The sequence below is a fragment of the Vibrio mytili genome (assembly GCF_000830505.1).
Lineage (GTDB): Bacteria > Pseudomonadota > Gammaproteobacteria > Enterobacterales > Vibrionaceae > Vibrio > Vibrio mytili.
The window spans coordinates 171,894-194,182 of record NZ_JXOK01000010.1 but is presented as its reverse complement, the minus strand read 5'-3'; the positions used below and the strand labels follow the sequence as shown (position 1 = coordinate 194,182).

The 22,289-nt window shown below is 42.7% G+C and carries 24 protein-coding genes and 1 pseudogene; 12 read left to right on the top strand and 13 right to left on the bottom strand.

All coding sequences use genetic code 11. The features are described 5' to 3' along the window. Nucleotides 1–128: 128 nt before the first annotated feature. A complete protein-coding gene (locus SU60_RS05280) occupies nucleotides 129–371 on the bottom strand; it encodes a DUF2164 domain-containing protein (RefSeq protein ID WP_041154644.1) in 243 nt (80 codons plus the stop codon). Between the two features lie 143 nt (nucleotides 372–514). Here SU60_RS05280 and SU60_RS05275 point away from each other — a divergent pair, with 143 nt between their 5' ends. Beyond that, nucleotides 515–1,147 carry a hypothetical protein gene (locus SU60_RS05275; protein WP_041154643.1) on the top strand — a complete coding sequence of 211 codons (633 nt, stop codon included), beginning with the start codon at nucleotides 515–517 and terminating at the stop codon, nucleotides 1,145–1,147. Between the two features lie 177 nt (nucleotides 1,148–1,324). Next, a pseudogene (locus tag SU60_RS05270) lies at nucleotides 1,325–2,112 on the top strand (EAL domain-containing protein). A gap of 20 nt (nucleotides 2,113–2,132) precedes the next feature. On the opposite strand, the gene SU60_RS05265 reads toward SU60_RS05270, so the two are convergent. The 4 genes from SU60_RS05265 to SU60_RS05250 all read right to left on the bottom strand — a co-directional run bounded on the left by SU60_RS05265 (nucleotide 2,133) and on the right by SU60_RS05250 (nucleotide 6,746). Then, nucleotides 2,133–3,386 (bottom strand): DEAD/DEAH box helicase, encoded by a 1,254-nt coding sequence (locus SU60_RS05265; RefSeq protein WP_041154642.1) that lies wholly within the window; start codon nucleotides 3,384–3,386, stop codon nucleotides 2,133–2,135. A gap of 72 nt (nucleotides 3,387–3,458) precedes the next feature. Further along, nucleotides 3,459–4,058 (bottom strand): acyl carrier protein phosphodiesterase, encoded by a 600-nt coding sequence (locus SU60_RS05260; RefSeq protein WP_041154641.1) that lies wholly within the window; start codon nucleotides 4,056–4,058, stop codon nucleotides 3,459–3,461. Nucleotides 4,059–5,180: 1,122 nt separating this feature from the next. Then, nucleotides 5,181–5,873 carry an HAD-IA family hydrolase gene (locus SU60_RS05255; protein WP_052481489.1) on the bottom strand — a complete coding sequence of 231 codons (693 nt, stop codon included), beginning with the start codon at nucleotides 5,871–5,873 and terminating at the stop codon, nucleotides 5,181–5,183. A gap of 363 nt (nucleotides 5,874–6,236) precedes the next feature. Continuing rightward, nucleotides 6,237–6,746 (bottom strand): hypothetical protein, encoded by a 510-nt coding sequence (locus tag SU60_RS05250; protein WP_041154640.1) that lies wholly within the window; start codon nucleotides 6,744–6,746, stop codon nucleotides 6,237–6,239. Between the two features lie 304 nt (nucleotides 6,747–7,050). Here SU60_RS05250 and SU60_RS05245 point away from each other — a divergent pair, with 304 nt between their 5' ends. From SU60_RS05245 to SU60_RS05235, 3 genes are all read left to right on the top strand, one after another. Continuing rightward, nucleotides 7,051–7,521 carry a CreA family protein gene (locus SU60_RS05245; protein WP_041154639.1) on the top strand — a complete coding sequence of 157 codons (471 nt, stop codon included), beginning with the start codon at nucleotides 7,051–7,053 and terminating at the stop codon, nucleotides 7,519–7,521. A gap of 466 nt (nucleotides 7,522–7,987) precedes the next feature. Next, nucleotides 7,988–8,323 (top strand): hypothetical protein, encoded by a 336-nt coding sequence (locus SU60_RS05240; protein WP_041154638.1) that lies wholly within the window; start codon nucleotides 7,988–7,990, stop codon nucleotides 8,321–8,323. A gap of 30 nt (nucleotides 8,324–8,353) precedes the next feature. After that, on the top strand, nucleotides 8,354–8,539 hold the full coding sequence (locus tag SU60_RS05235; protein ID WP_041154637.1) for a hypothetical protein: 186 nt from the start codon (nucleotides 8,354–8,356) through the stop codon (nucleotides 8,537–8,539). A gap of 118 nt (nucleotides 8,540–8,657) precedes the next feature. Here SU60_RS05235 and SU60_RS05230 read toward each other — a convergent pair whose 3' ends face one another. Together SU60_RS05230 and SU60_RS05225 are read right to left on the bottom strand one after the other, a co-directional pair. Beyond that, the gene (locus SU60_RS05230) at nucleotides 8,658–8,921 is read right to left on the bottom strand and encodes a hypothetical protein (protein ID WP_041154636.1); all 264 of its coding nucleotides are present in this window, start codon (nucleotides 8,919–8,921) and stop codon (nucleotides 8,658–8,660) included. 213 nt (nucleotides 8,922–9,134) lie between these two features. Next, nucleotides 9,135–9,749 carry a glutathione S-transferase gene (locus tag SU60_RS05225; RefSeq protein ID WP_041154635.1) on the bottom strand — a complete coding sequence of 205 codons (615 nt, stop codon included), beginning with the start codon at nucleotides 9,747–9,749 and terminating at the stop codon, nucleotides 9,135–9,137. Nucleotides 9,750–9,897: 148 nt separating this feature from the next. Here SU60_RS05225 and SU60_RS05220 point away from each other — a divergent pair, with 148 nt between their 5' ends. Both SU60_RS05220 and SU60_RS05215 read left to right on the top strand, forming a co-directional pair. Continuing rightward, nucleotides 9,898–10,473: a TetR/AcrR family transcriptional regulator gene (locus SU60_RS05220; RefSeq protein WP_041154634.1), complete on the top strand. Its 576-nt coding sequence runs from the start codon at nucleotides 9,898–9,900 to the stop codon at nucleotides 10,471–10,473. Between the two features lie 9 nt (nucleotides 10,474–10,482). Next, on the top strand, nucleotides 10,483–10,878 hold the full coding sequence (locus tag SU60_RS05215) for a PPC domain-containing DNA-binding protein (protein WP_041154633.1): 396 nt from the start codon (nucleotides 10,483–10,485) through the stop codon (nucleotides 10,876–10,878). A gap of 92 nt (nucleotides 10,879–10,970) precedes the next feature. Here SU60_RS05215 and SU60_RS05210 read toward each other — a convergent pair whose 3' ends face one another. The 3 genes from SU60_RS05210 to SU60_RS05200 all read right to left on the bottom strand — a co-directional run bounded on the left by SU60_RS05210 (nucleotide 10,971) and on the right by SU60_RS05200 (nucleotide 14,410). Then, nucleotides 10,971–11,918 carry a glycosyl transferase family protein gene (locus SU60_RS05210; protein WP_041154632.1) on the bottom strand — a complete coding sequence of 316 codons (948 nt, stop codon included), beginning with the start codon at nucleotides 11,916–11,918 and terminating at the stop codon, nucleotides 10,971–10,973. A gap of 355 nt (nucleotides 11,919–12,273) precedes the next feature. Then, nucleotides 12,274–12,708 carry a GNAT family N-acetyltransferase gene (locus SU60_RS05205; RefSeq protein ID WP_041154683.1) on the bottom strand — a complete coding sequence of 145 codons (435 nt, stop codon included), beginning with the start codon at nucleotides 12,706–12,708 and terminating at the stop codon, nucleotides 12,274–12,276. A gap of 649 nt (nucleotides 12,709–13,357) precedes the next feature. Continuing rightward, nucleotides 13,358–14,410 (bottom strand): hypothetical protein, encoded by a 1,053-nt coding sequence (locus SU60_RS05200; protein WP_041154631.1) that lies wholly within the window; start codon nucleotides 14,408–14,410, stop codon nucleotides 13,358–13,360. Nucleotides 14,411–14,769: 359 nt separating this feature from the next. Here SU60_RS05200 and SU60_RS05195 point away from each other — a divergent pair, with 359 nt between their 5' ends. Then, complete coding sequence (locus tag SU60_RS05195; RefSeq protein ID WP_041154630.1) at nucleotides 14,770–15,231, top strand: hypothetical protein; 462 nt, start codon at nucleotides 14,770–14,772, stop codon at nucleotides 15,229–15,231. Between the two features lie 89 nt (nucleotides 15,232–15,320). Continuing rightward, complete coding sequence (locus SU60_RS05190; RefSeq protein WP_041154629.1) at nucleotides 15,321–15,794, top strand: copper chaperone PCu(A)C; 474 nt, start codon at nucleotides 15,321–15,323, stop codon at nucleotides 15,792–15,794. 103 nt (nucleotides 15,795–15,897) lie between these two features. Here SU60_RS05190 and yegD read toward each other — a convergent pair whose 3' ends face one another. The 3 genes from yegD to SU60_RS05175 all read right to left on the bottom strand — a co-directional run bounded on the left by yegD (nucleotide 15,898) and on the right by SU60_RS05175 (nucleotide 18,380). Further along, the gene (yegD, locus tag SU60_RS05185; RefSeq protein ID WP_041154628.1) at nucleotides 15,898–17,250 is read right to left on the bottom strand and encodes a molecular chaperone; all 1,353 of its coding nucleotides are present in this window, start codon (nucleotides 17,248–17,250) and stop codon (nucleotides 15,898–15,900) included. Nucleotides 17,251–17,327: 77 nt separating this feature from the next. Continuing rightward, on the bottom strand, nucleotides 17,328–17,957 hold the full coding sequence (locus SU60_RS05180) for a hypothetical protein (RefSeq protein ID WP_041154627.1): 630 nt from the start codon (nucleotides 17,955–17,957) through the stop codon (nucleotides 17,328–17,330). Nucleotides 17,958–18,053: 96 nt separating this feature from the next. Further along, complete coding sequence (locus SU60_RS05175; protein WP_041154626.1) at nucleotides 18,054–18,380, bottom strand: DOPA 4,5-dioxygenase family protein; 327 nt, start codon at nucleotides 18,378–18,380, stop codon at nucleotides 18,054–18,056. A gap of 574 nt (nucleotides 18,381–18,954) precedes the next feature. On the opposite strand from SU60_RS05175, the gene pdhA reads away from it, so the two are divergent. Genes pdhA through SU60_RS05160 form a run of 3 tightly spaced genes read left to right on the top strand, consistent with a single transcriptional unit; the run spans nucleotide 18,955 to nucleotide 22,167 of the window. Then, nucleotides 18,955–20,049, top strand: coding sequence for a pyruvate dehydrogenase (acetyl-transferring) E1 component subunit alpha (gene pdhA / locus SU60_RS05170; protein WP_041154625.1), 1,095 nt, complete (start codon nucleotides 18,955–18,957; stop codon nucleotides 20,047–20,049). Further along, nucleotides 20,042–21,025, top strand: coding sequence for an alpha-ketoacid dehydrogenase subunit beta (locus tag SU60_RS05165; RefSeq protein ID WP_041154624.1), 984 nt, complete (start codon nucleotides 20,042–20,044; stop codon nucleotides 21,023–21,025). Before pdhA ends, SU60_RS05165 begins: the two co-directional genes overlap by 8 nt. Further along, nucleotides 21,022–22,167 (top strand): dihydrolipoamide acetyltransferase family protein, encoded by a 1,146-nt coding sequence (locus SU60_RS05160; RefSeq protein ID WP_041154623.1) that lies wholly within the window; start codon nucleotides 21,022–21,024, stop codon nucleotides 22,165–22,167. The genes SU60_RS05165 and SU60_RS05160 overlap by 4 nt, the downstream gene beginning before the upstream one ends. Nucleotides 22,168–22,289 lie beyond the last annotated feature (122 nt).

Here is a 22,289-nt window from a genome sequence, read left to right as displayed (position 1 = left end):
ACGCAACATTAACGTATTTAGCCTATATGAAACAGATTTTTTACCATTTCTTACAACTCTACAATGTTGCACTCTCTATCAACATGTTCGAAAAGGTTGAACGTGTCAACGAGACTAAATTTACAGAATTACAGTTTCACTTCTTGCTCTATCTCGTAAAGTTCATCCGTCATTTCTAACATTCGTCTTTCCATCACCGACTTTGCATCCGCAACGCCTTGGTTGTAGTAAACTGCGCCTAATTTTTCGGTGATAAAGTCAATTAAAAATTCGCAATCGAATTGTCCGATATCAATATTCAATTCATCTTGAAGGTAATCTTGAACGGCAGTTGCTAACTGTTCTTTTTGGTTACGTTCTAACTTAATCATACGTGCCTCCTAAAAAATAGTTCGTCGTTTATAAATTGCTTTTGGTGTGTAGATCAAGAAGTTGCCGATCATCATTAGTCTATATTAAACAGACTATGCTAATCTTTCGCCGAACGTTTTGTTAACCGTTAAGGGATATTTCTTTGCTGCTCGACTTAGTCATTCAAAGTGTCAATGATTTTCAAGAGGATTGTCTTAAACTCTGTGAAAAGAATTATCCTGCTGTTCACAATCAGGGAATGAGTGAACACCACCTAGGTCTTGCATTTTCGAGGCGAATGCAACATACATTTCAACATTTTGGTCATTTATGTACGATTAAACCATTAGAAGTACTGAATGCACCTGATTTGCCTCACCACTATCGTATTTCATCTGAAATAGGAACGGTGTGGGTGCTAAGCCATCATATGGTCAGTGCTGGTAAATCGTGTCGAGATAATCTTCTTAACTCAATCACGGAATGGCAAACTGAGTACGGATATGCGCTGCAACCAAACGATCTCCTTTTTCTCGTCTGTGATCATTGGATCAGTCGGAGTAAAACAAGTCGCGAACTATTGCATTGGTGGATGGGCGAGCTTCCTGAACCTATCGATGAATACACCGAACAAGGTATTACTCTTTATAAGAGTGAATCTCTGTTAACACAGTCTCTCAACTCTCGATTTGGAATCAGCCCTTGCTACCTTAAATATGGTCACCCATTACGTCGTTCAGGCAAGAAAGTTCCTGTACGAAAGTACCTACAGCTCTACTCTGTATTACAGTGGTAGCTCAAAGATAGTCACCGCGATTACAAACGGTTCATCTATTTGTTTGAGGCTGGTCGATAAATACTGTTATATCAGTAACCAGCCCTTGCGACGAAAGCACAGCCCCCTTAGATTCTCGAATACTGAATTTACATTGGTGTAACCGCACCAAAGAGCAGGATGGATCTAGGTTGCTATATGATGACAAACGAGCGGCTACTCAGCTGTATTTCTAGACAAGAAGACGGACAGTACACCGCACAATACGATAATTTTACCCTTCGTAGCGTATTTCAACCGATTTACAAAAAAGACATCTCTATTGTTGGCTTAGAAGCTTGGTTCGTATCAATCTACCTGATGGCACTGAGATCCGTCCGGATCTGTTTTTTCATTCAAAAACAATCAACATTTCAGATAAATTGGACGTCGAGAGACTCAGTAGCATTATTCATATCAAAAACTTCGCGCAATCTCGATTTAGAAATAACAAGCTGTTTTTAAATATTTTGCCTGTCGCGGCTGAAATGATAGTGAAAGTGCCTAAGTTCGGTCATGTAATCCAAAAAACGTTTTCTTTCAGTGGGCTGAAGCAAAAGCAAGTTGTGATGGAGCTAACAGAATTAGGATCGGGCAATGAAACCTTTCTCTATAAAGCCACAGAATATTTGAGTAACAATGGTTTCCAGCTAGCCATCGATGATTATGGCGTGAACGCGTCTACGATTGAGCGTGTCAAGTCTGTTAGACCAGATATTATAAAAATGGATAGGTCTTTATTGCTTATGTACGAGGATGGTAACCAATCCGCATTAATTGAAGCTTTACACCTATCGCGCAAATTGGGAGCACAAACCGTTATCGAAGGAATTGAAACCGAGTATCAACTAAATTTAATGAAAACACTCGGTTTCGATATGTATCAAGGGTACCTACTTGCGCTACCACAAACGCTAGAACGATATGACCCCGCCAAAATAGCGTAACCCTAACTGATACGATAGGTTTAGCGGCGTTGCTTACCCCGATTCTTGTGGATCGCAAGCTTTGCTTTTAGTTTGCGTTTTTCCGAAGAACGACTCTTACGTCGACCTCCTCCACTATGCTCTGTCTCAACTTCCTCGACTAAGCTCGGCTCAAAGCCTGCCAGCCACTCTTGCGGCAACCGTTGATCCAGTAAATTTTCAATCGCATGTAATAGGTATTCTTCATCACGACTCATCAACGATACAGCCAGGCCCGACTGACCAGCACGTCCGGTTCTACCTATCCGGTGAACATAATCTTCAGCTTTAAAAGGCATGTCGAAGTTAACAACCTGTTCTAACTGTTGGATATCTAGTCCGCGAGCCGCTACATCCGTAGCAATTAAAGCGCGAACTTTTCCTTGTTTAAAGTCATCAAGGGCGCGTTGACGAGCGCCTTGCGATTTATCACCATTAATTGAAACCGCCTTAATCCCATCCAGTTTTAGTTCTTTAGCAAGTTCATCACTGCCCTGTTTTGTCTTTGTAAAAACAAGAACCTGTTGCCAGTTACGAGAGCCAATAAGATAGGCAAGCAGTTCTTGCTTACGTTTTTTATCTACTGGATATACAAACTGTTTGACAGTATCCGCGGTGGTGTTAGCGGGTGAGACTTCCACCTCAACCGGCGAGTCCATTAACTTATACGCTATTGTCTTGATACGACTTTCAAAGGTTGCAGAAAAAAGCATGGTCTGATGCTCAGCGGGCAAACGTCGCAAAATGCGTTGCAGGTCAGGCCAGAAGCCCATGTCTAACATTCGGTCAGCTTCATCCAAAACGAGAATGCCTGTTTTTGAAATGTTTACATTGCCATTAAACAGATGATCTAAAAGGCGCCCAGGTGTAGCAATTAAAATATCCGCCCCTTGTTCAAGACTTTTCGTCTGTACACCAATGCTTGTGCCCCCGTAAACGCAGACAATACGTAGTTCACTATGTGTCGCATACTGAACTAAGTGCTCGAACACCTGTTGTGCCAGTTCACGAGTAGGAACTAATATCAATGCTTGTGGCGTACCGTTTAACTTTTTTTGCTGCACCAACTGAATAATGGGCAAGCCAAACGCTGCAGTTTTACCCGTACCAGTTTGAGCAGCAGCAAGCAGGTTTTTTCCTTCCAACACATGTGGAATAGACTTTTCTTGAACAGGCGTTGGATGCTTTATATTTAAACGACTTAATGTTTCGATCAACGCCGGTTTAACACCAAGCTCAGCAAAGTTAACGGTCATCATAAACCTCTTAATTTTTGGAGCGCAGAGTTTAACAGAGCACACTTGCCCATACTACCTTTGATCATAGATTCAGGATGTTTGAGTAAGGTATTTATGGTATTGAAGGGATTGACTTAAAACGTCGATGTATAGCCGTGGAAACTTTGCTTCTAATAGTAAATATTCCCGTTCCAATACTTCAAACGTAGTCGTGAGATCAGCCATTCGAGAGCTACGTTGTGACATTCTATGTAATGCAAATTCAATGTTCGGCAACTCTCGATAAGACTGAAGCCAACCGTCACTCCACATACGGCGGTGTAACAAAAGATAGCGTTCTGGCAAGGTTTCATCCACATCCCTATCTACGACTAAGTGCGCATTATTCACGAACTGCTCAAGCGAATCCTGATGAAAGGTACCCCAATGCTTTGCTAAACAATGATCCCAAAACATATCTAGAGCAATCGGCGCAAAGCGACGCGCTTTACCAGCAAAGTGGCGTTTGCACTCAGTAACGATAGGATGTTGGTCGGTCGTCTTGTCAACAAAACGGTGTAATCGTACACCGTCTGAAATATCGGTTTGATATTGTTTGCTTGGATCTCCTTTTACGAAGTCTCCAAGCAAGTTACCTAACAAACTACTATTGCAGTGATCAGCAATATGAAGGTGGGCTAGAAAGTTCATTTTCGTTATGTTTGCCTTAGGGCTACATGTAACATGAACCTAGTATAACGTTTGACGGGCAGTTACGAGAATTGTATGACGATTGATATCGCCATTCATTGTTCATTGTCGTTGCTAGACGACACGTATTCCGACAAATTTAAACCAATTTCAAGTGCATCAAGCAACTCTAGGTTCTCGTCGTTTTGGTACTGGTCGCTCATAAAAGACCTCCTTTTGTACAACTGGAACAGTTATATAACGAAGCGTTCTTGCTTCTTTTTTACTGCGGCACGATATCACGCGTTGCCACAGTAGTCCCTTTGTATCGCTTTTATATGACACATTTATGACAGAAAAATCAATCAAGGAATAGGAAAAAATCATTAATTGGTTATACGGTCATGCGATTCCAGATAGACATTATCACCTTCATGCGTAGGCTTGAGTGTCATAGCGTGATTTAGATTCAAATCGTTGCCGCGCCTGTGAACCAAGTCATTCTCGCAGACCCTAGCACCTTGAGGTTATTTGGGTATAGTGATTGCAAAAGATGATTTATTTTGAAGTGAATCCCAACTTATCTTTATATCTGCTGAAATTATGTGAAATAGCCAATTGTTTCGCTATGCTGATACTGTTCCAAGTAAATAACGGGTCAGAAACAACATTATTATAAATGAGTTTGCTTATAGAACGGTATCGCTTGCTAAGTAGTAACTTAAAACATGTGGTTTAAGAACAATTTCTTAAAAAACAAGTAATTTAAGAACAACTGCTTTAAAAACAGAGCTCCCCCAAATTCTCAAACTTTTAACACATTGAATACCCTACTTTACCGAGATATTCATTCCAATTTGCTGCTGGAAAATACTATGAATAATTCCAAAGAAACAAAAGATAATGAAAACCTTACCTGCCCACTTTGTCAGTGTGATGAATATTTGATCTCATCAGACGGAGAAAAGTTCACATGCGTATCATGTGGGTTCCACACCAAACACTTCACATCTATCCAATGTTTACACCAAACCCCCTACCTACAAAGCAAGTTCAAACATATACATACGTTAAGTAGAGTATGTCACTGAATAGTTTCGTCGCTAACTCTTACGGTGTTAGCGACGACGGTAAGGGCAACGACTAACAACGTAAAGCTCGAGTTGAATAACTGCCATATTTGAGTAACTGTTCTTTTAACTCATCAAGGTGCTCAATCAGCACTACTCGTTCATCATCAACCCGATTGATCGATTCTCCATTAAACAGTTGCACAGTTTTAATCCCTGCACTTAAACCAGCTTCAATACCTTTGGGTGTGTCATCAATGTACAAGCATTCACTTGGTAGAAAACCCATATTCATTGCACTATACATCAGCAAATCAGGCTCTGGCTTCCAACTGTTCGCATCAAAAGCAGAAAAGATTTTTCCTTCAAACACATCAAGCAATCCAGCTTGTTTCAGTACGTATTCCATTTTATCTTTTGGTCCATTCGAAACGACACAGTATTGAATGTCATTTGAGTCCAAAAATTGAATCAACGTTTTTGCGCCATCCATAGGGTTTAAATGCTGGGAAAAAAGCGTTTGAACTTCTTCACGATATATAGGCTCTAAAACGTCGATAGGAATGCTAACGTTAAGAAACGCTCTGATATCGAGTAGAATATCGGCTAGCTTTCCTCCTCTGAAATGAGCGATGCACTCCTCAAAGGTAAGCGAAAAACCGTATTGATTAAACACCTTAACTAATGCTTGGCAACATAAGCGCTCAGTGTCTACTAAGGTACCATCGCAATCAAAAATCACACATTTCACACCGGTAACCGCCATAGCCATCTCCCACCCTAACAGCATTTCAAATGCAAATTATTAATTATTGTCTTCAGCAATAGTATTTGAGTTTGGGATTGTATAAACGACCAGCTTGGCATTTTGTATAAATAACCTTGAGCAATTACAGTTTTTCTAATCAAGATCACCGATCACTTCCATATTTATAGCCAAATAAACTAAACCGCATGAGTCGCGAGTTTCTTGAAAGCAATACAACAGCTCTGAGTTATAAAGGCGGGATATCAATTGAGAATAAACTGAGTGTGAATGGGGCGAATAACTAAAACGTATCTGTAAACGGGGGGTAAATGAGTATAAGGAGTAACTTCCCGCTCTATTGGAGCGGGTTACTGAGCTGGGCTAGCTTTCTAAAATGACCGTTTCTAAAAGTTTTTCTTCACTGCTTAGCTTATGAGCAAGCGCAACAACAATATCTTGTTGATTTACTTCAGGTACCACTGCTAAATCGGAAATCAACGTATTACCTTCAAAATGGCTCACAACTGCGGCACCTATTGGGTTACCTTCTGCAAATACCACGTAGAGTTCAAATTCTGGCGTAAGAATAATTTGCGTCAGATACTCAATGATCATGTCTTTATCTGATTGCTGCTCCCAACGGTTTGATTGGAGAATTGAAAACATAATCGTAAGGCGGTGAAAATCGACGAGAAAAATGTCGTTTTCTGAAAATACTGACAGCTCAGAGAGTAAACTTGATTTATCAACAGAGTGGTAAGCCTGTCCATTCAAAGTATTAAAGTAGATGTCGCGCCCTTTCAGACTTTCTTGGGTTGGGAATTCTACTTCAACCAAATTATAGAGCCACGCATTCTTGCGTTCTATACAGGCTAACTGTTGTATATTCATTTGAGTACCTTGTTATGACGGGCGTAAAACAGATTGAATGTCTTTTCAATCATTTGCTGTCACCTGTTTTGGGGCATACATTAGCACGAAGCCGATCACAAACCTAGCGATTCCCGATACAGTTAGGTACTGAACCAACGGATTTCGAGATAAACAGTCGTTTAAGCTTTTCGTCTTGCTCAGTGTATCGAAACGTATCGATTTTTTTGCTGGTATACATCATTCGAAGAAGGGGCAAACTTTGTTTTAATAGACAACGTCTGATAAATTGACGCTAATCGCGGTTTTAGTTAAGGATAAAACAATGAAAAAAAGCTTGGTGGCTTTAGGTTTAGTGACACTACTTACTGGTTGTTCTGATAATGAAGTGGGTGATGTGTCATTGGGTATGTTTACCATGAAAGACATTAAATTAAATACGCTCGTTGACCCAGAAGTTCCAGGCGTGACTTGTCATGTCGCGAGTATTGAAGCTGACTTCAGCCTGTCAGACCCAAGTGACAGTTCAATTTCATGCCGCCAAACAGGCGAAATTACCCCAGAGATGATCGCAAACGTTGATAAGAGCAAATCGGGGGAAATCGTTTTTAAGAAATCAAAGAGTATTTTCTTCAAATCAATGAAAATTAGACGCATTTACGACCCTGAAAATCAAACGTTAATGTATTTGTCTTATTCTACAAAAGAAACATCAGGTAGCTTCAAACACAGCCTTTCGACAGTCCCACTATGGGGGACAAAAGCGTTTGTAGAACCAGCATCTGAGACGAACTAGATCTTACAACAGGTCAACAAAAGTGACTAACCCATATTCAATCGCGAAACGCTAATGGCGAGTCCAGTTATTGCGCCCCTCTAATAATTGAGCCATACCCCTCGATTTATTGTTTGATTGCTCCAACACAGCCTTAGTTGGAGCAACAAACTGTACAATCCTCTCTGCCATTTATTAGAGCAGGGTTTGTTTGTATTGCTAAAATGAATTTTCAACAACAATACAAACCTCATTTCACGTAAAACGCCTTGTCTTTATGCATTCAAATGACTATTTTTAATATTATTGTATTTGTTAAGGCAAATGTTGGATCGTTGCAAGAGAGAATAGAAAGTATTGCGTCGATACAAACCGCTTTTCCACTACATCGTTTACTTAACTCTAGTGACTTCGGATAGAGGCTGGTCACTAGCGTTGTTTGGAACTTAATCGCGCTTGTGTGCTCTACTAAGGTAAGGAGACACAGATGATTAACTTTACAGTACTCAGTGAATACATGGACAATGATGTCGATAAGCTGATAAGTGTTTTGTCTACTTATTTAGAGAATCATGGAGATGGTTCAGAACGTATTGCTCGATTAAATTCAGAACAAAACTGGCCAGAATTACATATACTCGTGCGTGAATTGAAAAACGAGTTGGAGAGCTTCGGTGAAGATACTGCCGTTGTTGCACTGCAAGGAATTGAAAATCACGCTCGAAACAACATAGAGCCGGATAACAAAGACATAAAGATAGTGAGTCGAGAACTTCTCACTATCAATCAACAAATTTTCGCTTACTTAGATAACCAGGCTTAACAAACCGTTTTATAACGGGGGATCGTAATAATGAATAATGATAATTTTCGAGAACTTATAGATTCTCTGCCAGATTTAACTGCGGTGCAAAAACGCTATTTGTTAAATCAAACTAAAATGTCACTTGATGACGAAGCTTCGATGCTAGTTACCAACGACTTACTCACTCGGGAAGAGTTGGACGCGCTACTTGCTCCGGTAGAAAGTCCAAAATAAAAATAACATCAATCCTCTGTGAAAGAATCTAAGTAAACTAATCTCGCTACTGACGGTAGTTCGTACGAGGTGTAATCATTGACTAGTGAACTGCGATTTTCTGTTCATCACAACATTCTTACTGACTCAGTACGCTTTTCATCGACTGTTCATCCCGAAATCTGCTGTAATCTTCCGCTAACAATTGATGCTGGTATCGAGTGTATGATAGTGCCTCATTAGAAACCACGATCTGATTTTCTTTCTCAAGAAGCTTTTCGGTTAAAGACTGTATTTGGTGTTTTTGTTGAACAATGTCCTCATACATCGCGACCAATCCAAATGTCGCGACAACTAATAAAGCGACGAGTACATTATTAATAACTTTGGCTTTTAAGCTCATAGTATTCCCCTTGTCCTTGAATTGCACATTCCGTGTTACAACGAACGACACATACACAGAGGCCATTGAGATAATACGAGTATAGAACAGCTATAAACAAATAGTATGACTTGGAAGGAGTTTGATTTAGTACGTCGAACATCCTTAAGTTTACTCAAAGGGATGAGCACAAGCAGTACATGACACGATCAATCAACGACTGCTTGCCTTGATTTATGCCTGCATTGCATCTCTAGCCGAAACTTGCTCGTACCATCGAGAGATATTTGGCGCTGTCGTCAATACATCAATCTTAAGCGCATTGATAGCAAACCCTATGAAGATGAAAGCGGTGATATCGACGATGGTATACCTGTCGGACGCAATAAATTTGCTTTCTTCTAAGCGTTTTTCTAATACTGGTAGGAAAGCGAGTACTCGTTGTTTCGACTCTTCACCCCACTCTTTAACGCACGTTTCTCTGTCTTTATAAATTGCGGTAATGTTTCTAAACGCCTGAAAAGCGGTGTACAGCCCTTGAAACTCGACGACACGGTGCCACATTTCAACCTGTGCCCTTTCTAGTTGATTTTTACCGAAAAGGTTTAGGTTGTTACTGAACTCTTCATCAAGAAAACGACAAATTGCGACGCTTTCACAAATTGTTGTACCGTCCTTTAGTTCCAACATGGGAACTTTTCCATTCACACTCTTTTTCCTGAAATCTTCCGAAAGATTGTCCCCTTCACGAACGTTTAGCGCGATACGTTCAACCTCACCGCCAATTTCATTTAAAAAAATGCTTACTCGTCTGCAACTCGGCGTCGCGGCGGTTTCATACAGTTTCATGTCAAGTCCTTTTTCTTTAACTAACCGATTGGTTAGGTTATAATGTAACGAGTTTATAAACGATCAGTCAAGAATTTAATCCTCAAACATCTGATCAATTCAGTTAGGAATCGCTTGTTTCAAATGAGTCGTTCTAGGTAGGTACGCTATGGCGAGAAAAGCCAACTTCAACCGAGATGAAAAACTGCTCGTCGCAATGGACGTGTTTTGGCGTAAGGGTTTTGCCAATACTTCAATATCCGATCTTACAGACGAGCTGAATATAAACCGTTTCAGCCTTTACAACACTTACGGTGATAAACAACAGCTCTATCATGAAGCCCTAGACACTTACCTAAAACACGTTTCGTTACCATCTCTAAAAAACCTAGAAAAGGATGGAGCTTCACTGCCAGAGCTTGAAGGTTTTTTGAAATCGTTCGCCGAACTACAAAATCAACGTAGTTGTGGCTGCTTTGTACAAAACGCGTTGGTTGAACATGCAGGAGAAGACAGTGATGTATTACGTAAAGGTCACTTCTTGTTTGATCACCTAATACATATCATTACAGACGCTATTCAAAATGCCCAAACAGAGACCCTCATCCCTAGGACATTGAAGCCGCGTGATTTGGCGCAATTTATTTTGAACAATATGCAAGGCATGCGTGTACTAGGCAAAGCGAAACGTTTTGAAGATATCGACGCAGCTTTAGCATGTTTGCTTATATTAATCAGGAAGTGACTTGAGCATATGTCAATAAACGTGATAGCAATAAGACTAACAAAAGGCGCAGACCTAAAACAGAGTCTCGCAAAAATCGTATCGGACTGTGATATTCAAGCAGGTAGCGTCGCGTCTTGCGTGGGGTGTATATCCGAGCTCAAAATACGCTTGGCTGGTGCCGAAACTGAACTGCACAAAGTTGAGTTATTTGAAATTGTATCAATGATGGCGACGCTTACACCTGACCATCAGCATGTACACATTTCTGTCTCTGACCACAATGGCAAAGTTTGGGGAGGACATTTGATGGAGGGGACGATGATTGATACCACAGCCGAATTAATCATCCATCACTACCCAGGTCTGTCATTTTATCGTGAAATGGATGAATCAACGGGTTACTCTGAACTTAAGATAAAATAACCGATTGAAAAACATCCGTAGACCAAAAAAACGATAAACCATCTACTTTCTTAGATTCAATTTAAAGGATAGTTATTTATCCCAACAGCCTCCTAAGAACAATAAGCCTGCCAATAAGAGAAAGCCTGCTCAAATGCCTTATCTCGATCTTGGATTTTGGCGAATAAAACCACAGTCATTGTAGCAAGAACGGTGTTCACCATTTGATTAAGGTCTTCTTCAGGGGTGTCAAACGGGCATCGCTTCGGCACGGGCACTTCGGATAACATTTGTTCTGTCCAATAGTGAGAGGAGACACCATTAGTCTGACTTAACCATACTGTTTGGCTGACCTTCGGGTTGTATTCGGATTCACCAGACTGGCCTTTAAACGACACCACAGCGTGACGTGTTTTTCCGATCTCATGCTCCACTTCTGCGTGTAACTGTTGAAAACCAGGATGAAAACTACCACGAATACCTATCGTTGCTTGCCCGGGGTTTAGCGCTCGCACCACCGTATTGATAGGCGTTCTTAATCCGTAACGGTTTTTCCAGCTAATCATCGTTTCGGCTTGGGGCGCAAATCCACTTAAAGGCAGATATACTATATTTTTCTCCGCCAAAAGACGTTTTGCTTCCTCTGCCGACTTAGCTGTTACGATACCAAACTCATCGAGATAATCTTCTGCATGCAATCGACCAGATTGACGATCATGGTAGCCATGCATGAGTACTTTATGACCGTTGTCGGCTAAAATCTTTGCAGCAAGTACGTGCCAAGGGTGTCCTGCTGATTTACGCTTCCCTGCATAGCATGGCCAATCAATATCTGCGCCTATCGCTGGCATACGCGATTGAAATGCTTTAACGAAACCCGCAATCTCTTGTTGTGTTTCATTCTGCACACGAATTAACATCAGCAACATCGCCATTTGATCGTCGTCAAACTCGCCGTTTAGGTATTCATCCATCACTCGATAAGCTTGTTCAAAATTGAGTGGCTTCCTACCTCGCTCTCCACGACCAACTGTTCTGATACAATCCAAAATGCTGCTCATATTTCCGTGTATTCCTTTAGGTATGTTATTAACGCAGTTTGACAACTTATCCCAACACAATCAACGCTAAGTTTTGGAAATGCGTAGACAAAAAAAACCTCTCTCGAACCGAGAGAGGTTGCACTGCTTAAAAGCCTTAAACGCTGTTAGTACAATCAAAGTAAGTAATACCCTACCCGCTCTTCGCCTGCTATGAAGAGCGGCACATCGAGTTAACGATGGACAATCGTAACAAAGCAAATTGGGGGCCAACTTTTTAAAACACCTTTTTACAATGGCTTAAGTTGCTACAAAATAATATTATTGGTATTAACTGCACTGTCAAAGTGCAAACACTACTCTTTATCGTGCAGTGTTACTTAATAAGTTCCATCACTAGTCTCGACTCTTCGTCACCGAAGTAATTCACCTCTTCCGATACGATCTCAAATCCTAACGATAGATACAAAGTTCGCGCAGCTTGGTTGTTAGGCTCAACGGTAAGGCTTACTTTAGCGCCTTTTGGAAGTGGCTCAATAGCACGACGGATTAACGACCTTGCAACGCCTTTACCTTGATGCTGAGTACTCACGGCAAGTGACATTATCCAATATTGGTTATGGTCAGAACTGGTCGTCAAAAGAAGGTAGCCTGCGACTTGATCGCAATCTTTCGCAACTAACAAGCTTTCACCCCAACAATCAAATGCTTGTCTAAAGAAAAATTGAGGATAGGCATGTTCGCCAAACAAGGTATTTTCTAGAGTAAAAACGGCAAATAAATCGTCTTTCGTTGCGGGCTGAATAGTGATCAATTCACTGCTCCTTTGTTCTGTGACTTTCTTGCAATATAAAGCAAATAGACAGTAAACCCAACCGAGGCAGAGTGCATTCATAATAGTGACGGAGATTTGTAGCAGCTGCCTGGAGTAAGCCTTTGTTTGAATGACGGCGACTAAGGTTAAGGTTGTTTTATTAGGACTAGAAAAGAGAAATGACAACTTGGGGAAGATTCTCCGGGGAATACCTTATAAGAATAAGGTAATTCCCTGAAGTTAACGTTGCTTTATGCGAGTCAGGAACGACCCTTAGCAGTCTTTATATTAGTATGAACACCCCTGCAATCATCAGTGCTGATACCATAAAAGAGCGGCCAATAATGCCAAAGCGTGAATGCTGAATCATTTCATTGTGCATAAGTAACCTCCAAATTTAAAGCTAAGAACCATTTTCAAAGCTTCGCTGTCACTATGCCAGAACCCTGCTTTTTAAGCAATCACATAAATATTACAATAATATTACAACTCGATATCAATTTAATGAACGCTTATGTTTAATCACAAACATTTAATACACATAGAGATCGGATGACATGAACAGTCCCCAATAATCGCTCGCCCAATAGTTGCTCGACCAATTCTCGGAGCTGTGCCAAACTGATGTCGTTGCTATTATTTTTCTCTATGCCAGCTCGGCGTTACCAATCCAATGATAGTGGTGATTAGCTTTCTTCCCAACTAACCCTTGCTCTGCTAATTGTCCAAATACATTGTCGACGTCTTCAGCAGATAACTTAAAGTGTTGAGCCACAGCCTTTTTAGTACACGTGATTTGTTTAGTTTTGAGCGCGTCACTCACTTGCTCCAACATACTTTTGGGCGGTTCGGGGTCTGATGATTCAAGCTCGACTTGTTCTACCTGCTCTTTGATATCCTCCGTGATATGAGGAAGATATCCAGCGGGTACTGGCTCTAAGTCCCGCCTGGTATCGATTGTGATGCCTTCCTGGCGTCGATAAAAGTGACGAAAACGCTGTTCTTCCCCTATCAGGCCAACAAAAAATGCGGCAAAAAAATCGAGTAAAATGGATAAAAAGACCACCAACCATAATTGCGCTTTTTGAGAACTAATACCAAACGCGTTTGCCAAACTGTCAATGAGTCCAATGACGGAGCCTTGCGTCACCGGAGGTAAGCTATCGCGCTTCATTGCCAAGCTTTGCTGTTCCTCACGAAGCTTTTTGTTTTGGTCCTGGATTCGGCTTACGCCCGTAGCGATACGTTCCATCTCGATGTATTTCTGCGCGGCCTTGTTGTTTAGCTCGATCTGTTTATCTATCGCTGCAATCTGACGATTAAATGCTTCTACTTTTGCCTGTTCTACAGAAATATGGCTCTGAGCGCTATTGGTTGCGCTATTGATACCACCAATACTTCCTCCGATTGAGATGATCGCCAGTACCATGTAAAACACTAAAGCGGTAATCGCACCGGAGTAGTTTCGGTGCGCTCGACGCTCACCATACTCATACCAAGCGTAAAACTTACCCGCTTCGAAGATGACGGCCAATCCACCAAATAAAGTTCGCATCATTGGATCTTCATCAATAGACAAAAATAGCAGAAGAGAAAATATGGTCGAAGCTAAAATCGCTGCCCCAGTGAATGTATAAACGCTCACCATGGCAAATCGACCTTTTGGGTAACGATATCCAATTTGTTGTTGGTACTTCATGTGAGAAATTACTTTAGATTTGGCAACCCGACAGGCGCTCAGGGGTATACAAAGGAGCGTGAGAATACCGTATCCTGTATTAAATTTCTGTCATAATTCCGTTAATGCAAAACAAGTGAAGAATAGATGGCCACTTTGTACTGAGATTCTGCAAATCTAGGATGTAAAACCATCATTCACCTTTGCCCGATGCACGAAACACAAGGTATTATCATCGTAGCTTTGATGCGGCTGACGACTATCATTCAAACCTAACAACAAAGTAGAATACACTTTTGTCACCATCTTTATATCTCGCCGTTACATTTGAGATGTGCATCTGTTAATATCCTTCGGCGAATCTAACCAAGTGCCAACATATGGAAAACAATCCTATACAACATACAAAGCAACGCGTAACCGCTTTAGCGATCATTATCGCGGTGTTGTTTCAGTTGTACCTTGCTTCCACTGCAGCACTTAACCCAACACAAGTACACAGCACAAACTGGCTCAACGACGTCCAAAATGAAAAGGTGTTGTTATGTACTGCCGACGGTTTTAAATGGGTAGATATCAACACCCTTATTGTCGCTAATACTCACGCGTCCTCAAGTTTTATTGAGAATCTGCATTTGCATGACACAATTCAATTTAAGTGTCCGTTGTTGCAAGCGGTTCAATTTTTTATATTTGTCGCCCTAGGACTCTATCTTGGCTCCATCCATTGGATACAACGCGCCAAAGACAGACCGACACCCTACCACTTTACTCAAAGTAATCAGTCAACTTACAAGTTTGTTGCGCCAAAGCACTCTCCACCTTTTGTTTTTCCTGCCTAGCGACTTTTTGCAAAGTCAGGTACATAAATAATCAAAACCTACCTCAGAGCTTTGCTCAAGGGTAATAAAATCATTCAAAAGGAAAAAACATGCTTAAACATATTAAAATTGTTGCTATCACTCTTGTCGCACTCATGGCCAGTTCAGTTGGCGTTGCTCACGAATACGAATCAGACGGAATTCACATTGGTCATCCATGGACTCGTGAAGCGCCACCGAACGCGCCTGTGATTGGCGGCTTCCTTCAACTAAATAACCACAGTGATTCAAACGATGCTCTGATTGCAGCAGAGAGCCCGATTGCCGGACATGTAGAACTGCATAATCACATAAGTGAAGATGGTGTAATGAAAATGGTTAAGGTTGACGAAATCCCGGTGCCTGCAAACGGTAGTGTGTCACTCGAACCAGGAAGCTTTCATTTGATGATTTTCAACCCGAAAAAATCACTAAAAGAAGGTGATCGTTTCCCTATGACACTGACGTTTAAGCATGCGGGCAAAGTGAACGTTGAAGTCGCAGTAGAAAATAAAGGCCATATGGAAAAACATATGAACCATTAAATATGCTTCAATAAACATACATAATTTATACAGCCCGATCATTTAGTCGGGCTGTTTTTTTAGTAAAGCTGACAACATTTAAGTGACGGCGTCACTAAAATGTTTACTTAAAGCAGACTTCTGCCCAACGCGCTAAACCAGCGGTCACCGAACCAAAGTAATTACCGCTCACGACAGGAATATCTGGCAATACAGTCTGCACTGCATCACGCAGAATTGGCGATCGAGCTGACCCACCCGTCATGAATATAGCATCCGGTTTTACACCGGCCTGTTCAACCGCTTCCGTGACCAATGCAGTCATCTTGTTCTTCGGTGACTCGATAGCAGCAATCATTTCGTCACGCTCAACATCCACTTCGATTAACTCTGACAGTAGGTTAATCCCTGCTCGGTATGATGCCTGATCTGAGAGCGCCACTTTTGCCTCTTCTGCGCGTCGAACAATGTTATAGCCCAAGGATTCGTGGTAAACCTCAAGCAAACGCGTGAGCTTGTCTGGCTCTTGCGCCTGCTTTTGAAGCAGTTTCAAAGCGGACAAGTTGTCACGCGAGTAGAAATCATTTTGCGCTTCGACATTATTAATAGCGATGGGATTCCAGAACTGGGTCTTGGGCATAACAATGCCCGACTCCATTTTACTTTCCATTCCAAATGGGAACATGAGTTGTTTAAATGCCAATGCAATATCGAGATCATTGCCACCTACACGCTGACCACTGTGCGCAAGTAGGCTTGCGGTTCTGTCTGATTTCCCTCGCCAAGATGGTCCCATTTTTATTAACGAGCAGTCCGTCGTACCGCCCCCAATATCGACAACAAGAACCGTCCTATCTTCGCTAAGCGTCGCTTCGTATTCTAGGCCCGCAGCCACCGGTTCATATTGAAATTCTATGTTTCTAAAGCCAGCACGTTTGGCAGCGTTTAATAAAATACCTTCAGCTTGTCGGTTTGCGATTTCACCACCGCGACCATGAAAGTTAACCGGACGACCAATGACTGCATCGGTTATGATTTCTTGTGCATCCTTTTCCGCTTGCGCTTTAATGTTATCCATCATTGCGCACACCAAATCTTCAAAAAAGCTTAACTGAACATCACGCAAACCAGATGCGCCCAAGAAAGATTTAGGTGATTTGACGTAATAAATATCGCGAGGATCTTCTAAGTACCGATCGAGAGCTGCCTGCCCAAAGACAATATCTTCAGGTTCAAGTTCGATGCTTTCTTCTCGATTTAAGTTTATGGCTCGACGCAACACCTGTTCACCAACCTGATCAATTGGTTTGATGTCACGATGACGAAATAAGTGCTCGGAGACTGACTCACGGGTCGGTGCCGCGAGAGTAGAAGGAATGTATGTGTAAGCCTCTTCAAGGTTGAGCAATTTAGGCTCACCAGATTCCATTTTTGCCACTGAACAGTTTGCTGTGCCATAGTCAAAGCCGATGTACATAATCCTTCCTACTCACGAAAAAAAGGCGGCAATGCTAACCCAATGTCCACAAAATGTATACACAGCAACGCCTTTGGTTACTGATTCTTTTTTACCTTACTCTTTGAGGCAGAAGGTAAAACAGCCATAACCAACAAGGCTATCAATAAAAACAATGGTGAAACCGTCAACCCATACCAAAACGAATAGCTTTCCTGAAAAAGCCAAAAAATACTGATGGTAAGCAGATAAGATAAATAACTACATAACACCAAGCTCATTGCTACAAAGCGGACACGAGTGATGATGACAAACCGAACTAAATATTGGCTAATGAACTCAGTACAATGTATCGCGATTTGCCAGTTAATAATAAACAAAGCCAGTGCGATAAAACCGGACGCGAGTAACGTATCATAGGTGTTGAGTATAAAGTAACTGCCATACCTACTGATTATGAGTGGATAATCGCCTTCATAAACTGTGGCCCACGAAATGCCGTTGGCAGCGGCAACAAAGTGCGCAAAATAAGCGATGGCGTAGAAAGTGGTTTGCGAGCTGAATGGTTTGAATACTGTAACATAGTAATCCCGCCACTCCTCGTGATCTTGGGTGGGCCCTATCGACGGGCGTATGCTTTGTGGATACCCCTCAGCAAGCACAGGCGTATTATTAAATAGTAGCCAAAATATATACAGTGCTAATCCAACTAGGAGTATCGTTAACATACCCTTTTCCTTCTTGGCCCAAACAGCCTTGGAAAGCCTAGTTAAGCTCTTGCCTTGAGTTTCGGTTAGGCGCTTTTAATTTAGAAGTTTAGATGACTATTTCCCGGTATCCAGTTTATCTTCAAAAATGCCCAACTCTCGCCCTAGCCAAATGGCTCTCTCAGTATGGTCGAGTAACTCATCTTCGCTAGCCGGATGAATGAGAACAGAAAAGTCTCCACGAATGTTATCTAACCAAGCCAAAAACTCTTCACTGAGTGATTCGAAATGAATTTCAAACATCGGCATCTTATGTGGTCCAACCAATCGTCCAACCAATGGGTACACACGCAATACATCTTGGCGCTCTTGACGAATGATCTCATTGATCGCCTGTGCTTTCTCTTGCTGTCTTAAAGGGAAATAAACGTGAGCGTGATACATAACTTCTCCATACAAACCTAACTCAACTCAGGGGTAAAACGTTCCAATACCCAACAAACTCGCAATATTTTTCTAGTACGTTGGTTTGGACTTATTTGCGAACATAGCGCGCGGTTACACTACCTTGATTCTTTTCTCATGGGAAGACATTTGCTTTTTGCCTCTCTTCACAATCAAAACGCTAAACCTCGCTCGCCATTTAATTACGCTTATTAAGCAAAGTCTAGTGATTACATTCATGCACTTTAAAGTCGTTCGTAAAAATTCAGAATATTACACTACTTCATCAGGGTGTAAGCAAAACTTTACTAACGGCTTATGGGATAATTACAGCACACTTTAACATTTTGTTTACACTTACTTTAGCGAGTGACAATAAAAATCAATCAACAGGTTGAGTATGACACCCTATGCGCTAACAACATGTTCACTGTGTTAACTGCTTTTGACTGTAGCGTTTTTACGTTTAAAAAGCTTTTTAAGTTAACGACAAAGTTTGAGTACCCATACGAGCTTTGTTTTTATAATGAGCAGCTGCAGTCCAAAAGACCAGCAGCGACAAAAGGAGCTTGAGATGAACGTTCAAGCATTACCCATGCACAGGTTTATCGACCATCATGGGAACCTAGTCTCCCCGCTACCCAATTGGGCAGACATCGAAACGATACTTGGTTTTTACCGTGATATGGTATTAACCCGGACCTATGACAGCAAAGCCGTTGCCCTGCAGCGGACAGGGAAATTGGGGACTTACCCCTCTCATCTTGGCGCGGAAGCGATCGGAATTGCGGTCGGGCGGGCGCTCAAAGCAAGTGATGTCTTCATACCTTACTATCGGGACATGCCTGCGATGTGGTGCCGCGGTATCGCTATGGAGAAAAACCTACAATACTGGGGAGGCGATGAACGTGGTAGCGACTTCGCGCCTGAAGGCAGTCCGGTTCCCAGCCGCGATCTCCCCTTTTGTGTACCTATCGCAACACAATGTACCCACGCAGTAGGCGTGGCTTCTGCGCTCAAAATCCAAGGTAACCATGAAGCTGCTCTGGTGATGTGTGGTGATGGTGGTACATCGAAAGGAGACTTTCTAGAATCCATTAACTGTGCTGGAGCTTGGAGCATCCCTCTGGTTTTCGTGGTGAATAACAACCAATGGGCGATTTCTGTTCCCCGCCGCTTACAGTGTGCTGCGGACTTCTTGTCAGAAAAAGCCCAAGGGGCAGGTATTCCTGGAGTGACGGTTGATGGTAATGACGTCGTGGCCGTTTACGATGCGACCATCACAGCACTTGAGCGAGCAAGGAAAGGGAAAGGCGCTACACTCATCGAAGCCGTCAGTTATCGACTCAGCGATCATACCACTGCGGATGATGCGACTCGTTATCGCAGCGAAGACGATGTACAAACTGCGTGGCAATTTGAGCCAATAGCTCGACTCAAGACCTTTTTGATCAATCAGGGCGCTTGGAGTGAACAACAAGAACTGCAATGGTTAGAACACTGCAAAGAAGACGTAGAATTAGCCGTGGAACGCTATCTCGGTCTGTCAGTACAAGCCCCCGAAAGCGGTTTCGATTACCTATACGAATCACTTCCTCAAGAGCTAAGGACTCAAAGAGATGAGCTCATCAACAAAGCGATGCGGATGCAGGGAGGCAAAAATGGCTGAATTAACGTTAGTTGAAGCAGTGAACCTCGCTTTGCATCATGAGATGGAACACGACAGGAATGTTGTTGTACTTGGTGAGGATGTGGGTGATAACGGTGGCGTTTTCCGCGCCACGGTTGGGTTAAAACAAAAATACGGCTTAAAACGAGTCATTGACACACCATTAGCTGAAGCGCTTATTGGTGGTGTTGCCGTTGGTATGGCAACACAAGGGTTACGTCCTGTAGCAGAATTTCAATTCCAAGGCTTTGTTTTCCCTGCTATGGAGCATTTGATGTGTCATGCAGCACGCATGCGAAACCGAACCCGAGGCCGCCTCACTTGCCCAGCGGTGTTCCGCGCTCCTTTCGGTGGCGGTATTCATGCGCCAGAACATCACTCAGAAAGTGTCGAAGCCCTGTTTGCTCATACTCCTGGGTTTAAAGTCGTCATCCCTTCTTCCCCTCAAAGGGCATACGGGTTACTGCTTGCCGCCATTCGCAGTAATGACCCCGTCATGTTTTTTGAACCAAAGCGTATATACAGAACCGTCAAATCCGAAGTTAACGATAACGGTCAAGCCTTACCACTGGACACGTGCTTTACGCTGCGTAAAGGTCGCGACATCACACTCGTTACTTGGGGAGCTTGTGTGGTTGAGTCACTGCAAGCCGCGCAAACGCTTTCGAGCCAAGGGATTGAGGTAGAAGTCATCGACTTAGCCAGTATCAAACCTATCGATACCACCACCATTTTCCGTTCTCTTGAAAGAACCGGGCGGTTGTTAGTGGTCCATGAAGCAAGTAGAACCTGTGGTGTGGGCTCTGAGCTTTTGGCCCGTACTGCAGAACACGCGATGTGTTTGTTAAAAGCCCCGCCCAAACGCGTTACCGGCATGGATACCATCATGCCTTATTACCGAAATGAAGAGTATTTCATGATACAGGAACAAGACATCGTACTCGCTGCTCGCGAACTCGTGGAGGATTGGAAATGAAGACGTTTAATCTACCCGATCTTGGCGAGGGTCTCGCTGAGTCAGAAATCGTTAAGTGGCATGTGGAGGTTGGAGATAACGTTCAGCTCGATCAAGTTATCCTAACCGTGGAAACCGCAAAGGCGACGGTCGATGTACCTGCGCCTTATTCAGGTAAGGTAATCAGCCGTCACGGTGAAGAAGGCGATATTATTGATATTGGCTCGCTGCTTATGGAAATTGACGATACCGGAAGTGGACAACAACCCGAAGAAGTCAGTAAGCAGAAGGCAGATGCTGCCACCGTCGTTGGATCAGTCTCCCATCAAGATCACAATGTCAATGTTGATGACTTCTGGGTTGGCGGTGACCACAATAACTCCGCAGACAAACTTGTGACCGCATTACCATCCGCGCGTTTACTGGCAAAAAAACTCGGTGTGGATCTCCATACCCTTTCAGGTAGTGGACCCAATGGTTTGATCATCGATGCGGACATATACGACGAAGCTGGAAAACAACGCCCCGGAACGGAGGTGTTAAAAGGAGCGCGTCGAACCATGGTCTCCAACATGTCGGAGTCACACCACAATGTTGCGGCTGTCACAATCACAGAAGAAGCAACGTTGGAAAATTGGCGTTCAGACGAAGATATCAGCATTCGCCTTGTTCAAGCGATTGTCCACGCATGTCAACAGGAACCGGCACTCAATGCGTGGTTTGACGCTGAAACCATGACTCGTTGTGTACACAATACGGTCAACCTTGGTATCGCGGTAGACAGTCGTCATGGATTATATGTGCCTGTTCTCCGTCATGCAGATGAATACGAACCTCAAGATGTTCGCCGCTGGATTGATCAAACAGTCAAAGGCATCAGAGATAGAAAGATTGGTCGTGAGCAACTTCAACATGCGACCGTTACATTGTCTAACTTCGGCGCTATAGCCGGAATTTTTGCGACACCGGTAGTCTCTCCTCCTCAAGTTGCGATTGTGGGCGCTGGCCGTATCGTTGAAAGAGTGATGATCAAAGATGGCGCTGCCACCTCGGTAAAAGTGATGCCGTTATCGATTACTTTCGACCACCGCGCTTGCACAGGGGGTGAAGCTGCTCGGTTCACTAAAGTTTTGGTACAGCACTTACAAAGACCCAGTGTATAGCAACGTTCGAGACATCAACGTTTTATACATTAACGTTTTGTACATCAACGCTTTATACAATAAAGTTCAATACAAACAAAAGGCTTCCCATGAGGAAGCCTTTCTGCGTCAACGATTTTCAG

Bases quoted from the DNA above. Each gene is read 5' to 3' on its own strand.
- SU60_RS05280 (WP_041154644.1), bottom strand. From the start codon at position 371: ATGATTAAGTTAGAACGTAACCAAAAAGAACAGTTAGCAACTGCCGTT.
- SU60_RS05265 (WP_041154642.1), bottom strand. From the start codon at position 3,386: ATGACCGTTAACTTTGCTGAGCTTGGTGTTAAACCGGCGTTGATCGAA.
- SU60_RS05260 (WP_041154641.1), bottom strand. From the start codon at position 4,058: ATGAACTTTCTAGCCCACCTTCATATTGCTGATCACTGCAATAGTAGT.
- SU60_RS05255 (WP_052481489.1), bottom strand. From the start codon at position 5,873: ATGGCGGTTACCGGTGTGAAATGTGTGATTTTTGATTGCGATGGTACC.
- SU60_RS05250 (WP_041154640.1), bottom strand. From the start codon at position 6,746: ATGAATATACAACAGTTAGCCTGTATAGAACGCAAGAATGCGTGGCTC.
- SU60_RS05245 (WP_041154639.1), top strand. From the start codon at position 7,051: ATGAAAAAAAGCTTGGTGGCTTTAGGTTTAGTGACACTACTTACTGGT.
- SU60_RS05240 (WP_041154638.1), top strand. From the start codon at position 7,988: ATGATTAACTTTACAGTACTCAGTGAATACATGGACAATGATGTCGAT.
- SU60_RS05235 (WP_041154637.1), top strand. From the start codon at position 8,354: ATGAATAATGATAATTTTCGAGAACTTATAGATTCTCTGCCAGATTTA.
- SU60_RS05230 (WP_041154636.1), bottom strand. From the start codon at position 8,921: ATGAGCTTAAAAGCCAAAGTTATTAATAATGTACTCGTCGCTTTATTA.
- SU60_RS05225 (WP_041154635.1), bottom strand. From the start codon at position 9,749: ATGAAACTGTATGAAACCGCCGCGACGCCGAGTTGCAGACGAGTAAGC.
- SU60_RS05220 (WP_041154634.1), top strand. From the start codon at position 9,898: ATGGCGAGAAAAGCCAACTTCAACCGAGATGAAAAACTGCTCGTCGCA.
- SU60_RS05215 (WP_041154633.1), top strand. From the start codon at position 10,483: ATGTCAATAAACGTGATAGCAATAAGACTAACAAAAGGCGCAGACCTA.
- SU60_RS05210 (WP_041154632.1), bottom strand. From the start codon at position 11,918: ATGAGCAGCATTTTGGATTGTATCAGAACAGTTGGTCGTGGAGAGCGA.
- SU60_RS05200 (WP_041154631.1), bottom strand. From the start codon at position 14,410: ATGAAGTACCAACAACAAATTGGATATCGTTACCCAAAAGGTCGATTT.
- SU60_RS05195 (WP_041154630.1), top strand. From the start codon at position 14,770: ATGGAAAACAATCCTATACAACATACAAAGCAACGCGTAACCGCTTTA.
- SU60_RS05190 (WP_041154629.1), top strand. From the start codon at position 15,321: ATGCTTAAACATATTAAAATTGTTGCTATCACTCTTGTCGCACTCATG.
- yegD (WP_041154628.1), bottom strand. From the start codon at position 17,250: ATGTACATCGGCTTTGACTATGGCACAGCAAACTGTTCAGTGGCAAAA.
- SU60_RS05180 (WP_041154627.1), bottom strand. From the start codon at position 17,957: ATGTTAACGATACTCCTAGTTGGATTAGCACTGTATATATTTTGGCTA.
- SU60_RS05175 (WP_041154626.1), bottom strand. From the start codon at position 18,380: ATGTATCACGCTCACGTTTATTTCCCTTTAAGACAGCAAGAGAAAGCA.
- pdhA (WP_041154625.1), top strand. From the start codon at position 18,955: ATGAACGTTCAAGCATTACCCATGCACAGGTTTATCGACCATCATGGG.
- SU60_RS05165 (WP_041154624.1), top strand. From the start codon at position 20,042: ATGGCTGAATTAACGTTAGTTGAAGCAGTGAACCTCGCTTTGCATCAT.
- SU60_RS05160 (WP_041154623.1), top strand. From the start codon at position 21,022: ATGAAGACGTTTAATCTACCCGATCTTGGCGAGGGTCTCGCTGAGTCA.